1 protein-coding gene and 5 pseudogenes are annotated in these 3,501 nt (G+C 61.3%); 4 read left to right on the forward strand and 2 right to left on the reverse strand.

The window, feature by feature from the left end; genetic code table 11:
* Positions 1-209: pseudogene (locus QZY01_RS13775) on the reverse strand (IS3 family transposase); the annotation flags it as partial.
* Positions 210-474: 265 nt separating this feature from the next.
* Between QZY01_RS13775 and QZY01_RS13780 the strand changes: the two are divergent.
* From QZY01_RS13780 to QZY01_RS13790, 3 pseudogenes are all read left to right on the forward strand, one after another.
* Positions 475-738: pseudogene (locus tag QZY01_RS13780) on the forward strand (ParB N-terminal domain-containing protein); the annotation flags it as partial.
* A 147-nt stretch (positions 739-885) separates the two neighbouring features.
* Positions 886-1,170: pseudogene (locus QZY01_RS13785) on the forward strand (ATP-binding protein); the annotation flags it as partial.
* 133 nt (positions 1,171-1,303) lie between these two features.
* Positions 1,304-1,758: pseudogene (locus QZY01_RS13790) on the forward strand (IS3 family transposase); the annotation flags it as partial.
* Between the two features lie 294 nt (positions 1,759-2,052).
* Here QZY01_RS13790 and QZY01_RS13795 read toward each other — a convergent pair.
* Positions 2,053-3,093 carry an IS110 family transposase gene (locus tag QZY01_RS13795; RefSeq protein ID WP_294537956.1) on the reverse strand — a complete coding sequence of 347 codons (1,041 nt, stop codon included), beginning with the start codon at positions 3,091-3,093 and terminating at the stop codon, positions 2,053-2,055.
* 88 nt (positions 3,094-3,181) lie between these two features.
* Between QZY01_RS13795 and QZY01_RS13800 the strand changes: the two are divergent.
* A pseudogene (locus tag QZY01_RS13800) lies at positions 3,182-3,501 on the forward strand (transposase); the annotation flags it as partial.

The raw sequence follows: 3,501 nt of genomic DNA on the forward strand, positions 1-3,501 counted from the left end.
ATCCCTGTCGATCATCGTTTTGCGCTCAGCAAACCCGCTTTGGTGAGCGCGCCTGCCAAAAAATCGTTCTCCAGCGCCAACTCTCCGATCTTGGCATGCAGAGCCTTCAAATCGACAACTGGCGCGGAAGCTTCGCTCCCGCCATGCCCGAAGACCCCGGCCGCGCCTTCAAGAAGCTGGCCCTTCCATTGCGTGATCTGGTTGGCGTGGGCGCGAGAACGTCAGTCACGTCGCGTACTGATCACGAGCCGCCGAGGATAGTCCAATCGAGCGAAATCGCGCCAAGATAAATAAAAATGGAAGCATGTCAGCACAGTCCACGCGCCCGCCGCAAAGGGTGGGTTCGTCCGGCCGCTGCGCTGGTCCGTCCGAATCCCGGCGCCAGCGCCGCCTTTGCCGCAGCCGCGCGTCCGCGCTCCTGAAAATCTTGTTTCGGAAAGAAATATCGAAACAAGACCAGCAGGAGCAGGACTTATGGAAAAGAATATCGAACTGCGCATCGTCGATCCCAAAACCCTGAAATTCTCCGACAATAAGGATCCCCGCCAAGTCCCGGCGGATCGCATGTCCGACGCCGCTCTCAAAGCGAACGCCAAGGCGATCGGCTTCATTCAGCCTCCCCTGTTCTCGCAGGAAGAGGACGGTTCGCTCACCATCGTTTCCGGCCGCCGCCGCGTTCGCACCGCCATCGCCAACAAGCTGAAGGAGCTGGCGATTCTCGTCAAACCGGCCGATCCGCTCGACAATATCCGCGCCGTCGCGGAAAACATCATCCAGGTGCCGATGTCTCCCGTCGATTTGTGGCGCTCGATCGAATCCCTTGCTTCCGAAAACTGGACCGAAGAGGCCGTCGCCACGGCCTTCGCCATTCCCCTCCGCCAGGTTCGCAAGCTCCGCCTTGCCGATTATTTGACGCGGCTCGACTTCATCGTCCTCGACGAACTCGGTTATCTCCCCTTCGCCCAGTCAGGCGGCCAGCTGCTGTTCCATCTGATCAGTCGGCTTTACGAGCGCACGTCGATCATCGTCACGACCAATCTCGCCTTCGGCGATTGGCCGAGCGTCTTCGGCGACGCCAAGATGACGACCGCGCTGCTCGATCGGCTCACGCATCACTGCGACATCGTCGAAACCGGCAATGAAAGCTGGCGTTTCAAGAACCGCGCCTGACGTCACCGCGCCCGCGCCGGCGGCGCAACCCCGACCAGCTGCGCCGGCGCGCGCGCTTCTCTGGAATATTATGCGGTCAGAGGGGTCATTTTTGGACGCCCATTGGGGGTCAAATTTGCGCGCCGATTGACAAAACCGGAAGTTCAAGGCTCTGGCCCCCAACTGGCTCTGGGTGTCCGACTTTACCTATGTTTCGACCTGGGGCCGCCTTTGTCCTCGACGCGCTGGAGCAGGCCCTGCATGAACGCCGGTCCGTTCACGGAGGCGGCCTCGTCCACCATAGCGATCGCCGCAGCCAATGTGTGTCTATTAAGTACACAGAACGGCTGGCCGAGGCCGGCATCGAGTGCGAAGCGTAGGCGATTCCTATGACAATGCTCTCGCCGAAACCATCAACGGGCTTTACAAGGCGGAGGTCATTCATCGACGCGGCCCCTGGCGCAATTTTGAAGCCGTCGAGTTCGCGACGCTCGAATCAGTCGACTGGTTCAATCACCGCCGGTTGCTGGAGCCGATCGGAAACATCCGCCAGCCGAGGCAGAGGCGCGTTATTACGCATTGGACAATCAGGCCGCCATGGCCGCCTGATTTAAACGAAAATGCCTCCGGCATATGTGGAACGGCCCCGATGGCAAGAGGCTTTTTCGAGTGACTTCTTTCCGGGAGCGGCGCGGTCATATGTCCGGCCTGTTTAGCGCGGTCATTAACCGCTGGCCTTGATGAAGTCCGCGATGCGATGGGCCTAATCAAACCCGCGCGCTGTGAGCGCATTGCCGGAACGGCCTCATTCGCATCGGGTTTTCGCCCCGCAGCTTCGTCTCTCTTTTTGCGCCTTGCCTTCCGCCCGGCCTGCGCCGGACAGCCTTTGGCTTTCGCGCCAGCCTATGCGCGAGCCAAGCCTTCATCTGGACGAGCTTTTCTGTAAACACCGCCTTTGGTTAGCAGCGCCCATAAGATACGCGCCATTTTATTTGCTAACGCGACGGCGACGATCTTGAATGGTCGACGCGCCAGCATGGCGGCTATCCATTGTGGCCCCTCAGCCTTGTTTTTCGAGTGCCGCAGGACGGCCGAGGCGCCGAGCACGAGTAAGGAGCGCAACATCGCGTTGCCCATTTTGGAGATGCCAACCTGCCGCTCCTTGCCGCCGCTCGAATGTGGTTTGGGAGTCAGCCCCAACCAAGCCGCGAAGTGCCGGCCGGAGACGAAGCCTGCGGGATCCGGGACGAAGGCTTTTACAGAAGCTGCCGTAATCGCTCCCACGCCAGGAATGGTCGTCAATCGACGCATATCCTCGTCTCGCTTCGCCTCCGCAACGATTTCCCGTTCGATCTTGGCGATCTGACGGGTCAAAGCTTCGATTTGCGTCGCGAGCTCACTCAATGCGAAACGGGCAGCTTTCGGCAAGCGACTATCGCTTTCGTCGCGGACGATTTCGATCAGGGCAGCGACTTTCGCCATGCCGCCCGCAGCGACCAGGCCGAGTTCGGACAGATGTGCGCGGAGTGCGTTTATCGCCTGCGTCTGCTGACGGACCAGCAGCGCGCGCACCTTCAGAATCATGGCGCTCGCCTGCTGCTCCGCCGACTTGATCGGCACGAAGCGCATCGTTTTCCGGGACGCCGCTTCGCTGATAGCCTCTGCGTCTGCCGCGTCGGTCTTCCCCCGCTTGACGAATGGCTTCACATAAACTGGCGGGATCAACCGAACGTCGTGGCCATAAGCCCTGATTTCGCGCGCCCAGTAATGCGATCCTCCGCATGCTTCCATGGCAACCAGACATGGCGGCGTCTTTTCAAAAAAGCGCAAAACATCGCCTCGCCGCAGTTTTCGGTTGAATGCGACAGTCCCGTCGGCGGCGGCGCCGTGGACTTGAAAGTTTTGCTTGGCCAAATCCAGGCCGATGACACCAACTTGCCTCATGGCGCGGGTCCTCCGATCGCGGCGCTTGCAACGCCCTCGATGCTAGCAGGGAGGGGCCGTTCCACATCATCAAACCCGGCGCGGTTCACTTTCAGTCGCGCTTTGCATGGCGCAGGCGCTCTGCCCAAAGGACGCGTGGCTCGCCGCGCGCGACCTGGCGGATTACGCCTGGCCGATGTTCGGCCGGCCGGAGACCCTCGTGGTCGATGGCGGCAAGGAGTTCAAGGGCGGCGCTTTCGCGCGCGGCTGCAAGGACTACGGAATCGCCATCCGCCCGCGGCATCGCGGCAATGTGCATCAGGGCGGCGTGGTCGAACGGCTGCTCGGCGCGCTCAACGGCGTCATCGGCGCCCTGCCCGGACGCACCGGCCGATCGGTCGCCGATCGCGACGGCTACCCCTCGGAGGC

It is taken from the genome of uncultured Rhodoblastus sp., assembly GCF_903903185.1.
GTDB lineage: Bacteria > Pseudomonadota > Alphaproteobacteria > Rhizobiales > Beijerinckiaceae > Rhodoblastus.

Excerpts from the sequence above, each read along its gene's own strand:
- QZY01_RS13795 (WP_294537956.1), bottom strand. The coding sequence starts at position 3,093 with ATGAGGCAAGTTGGTGTCATCGGCCTGGATTTGGCCAAGCAAAACTTT.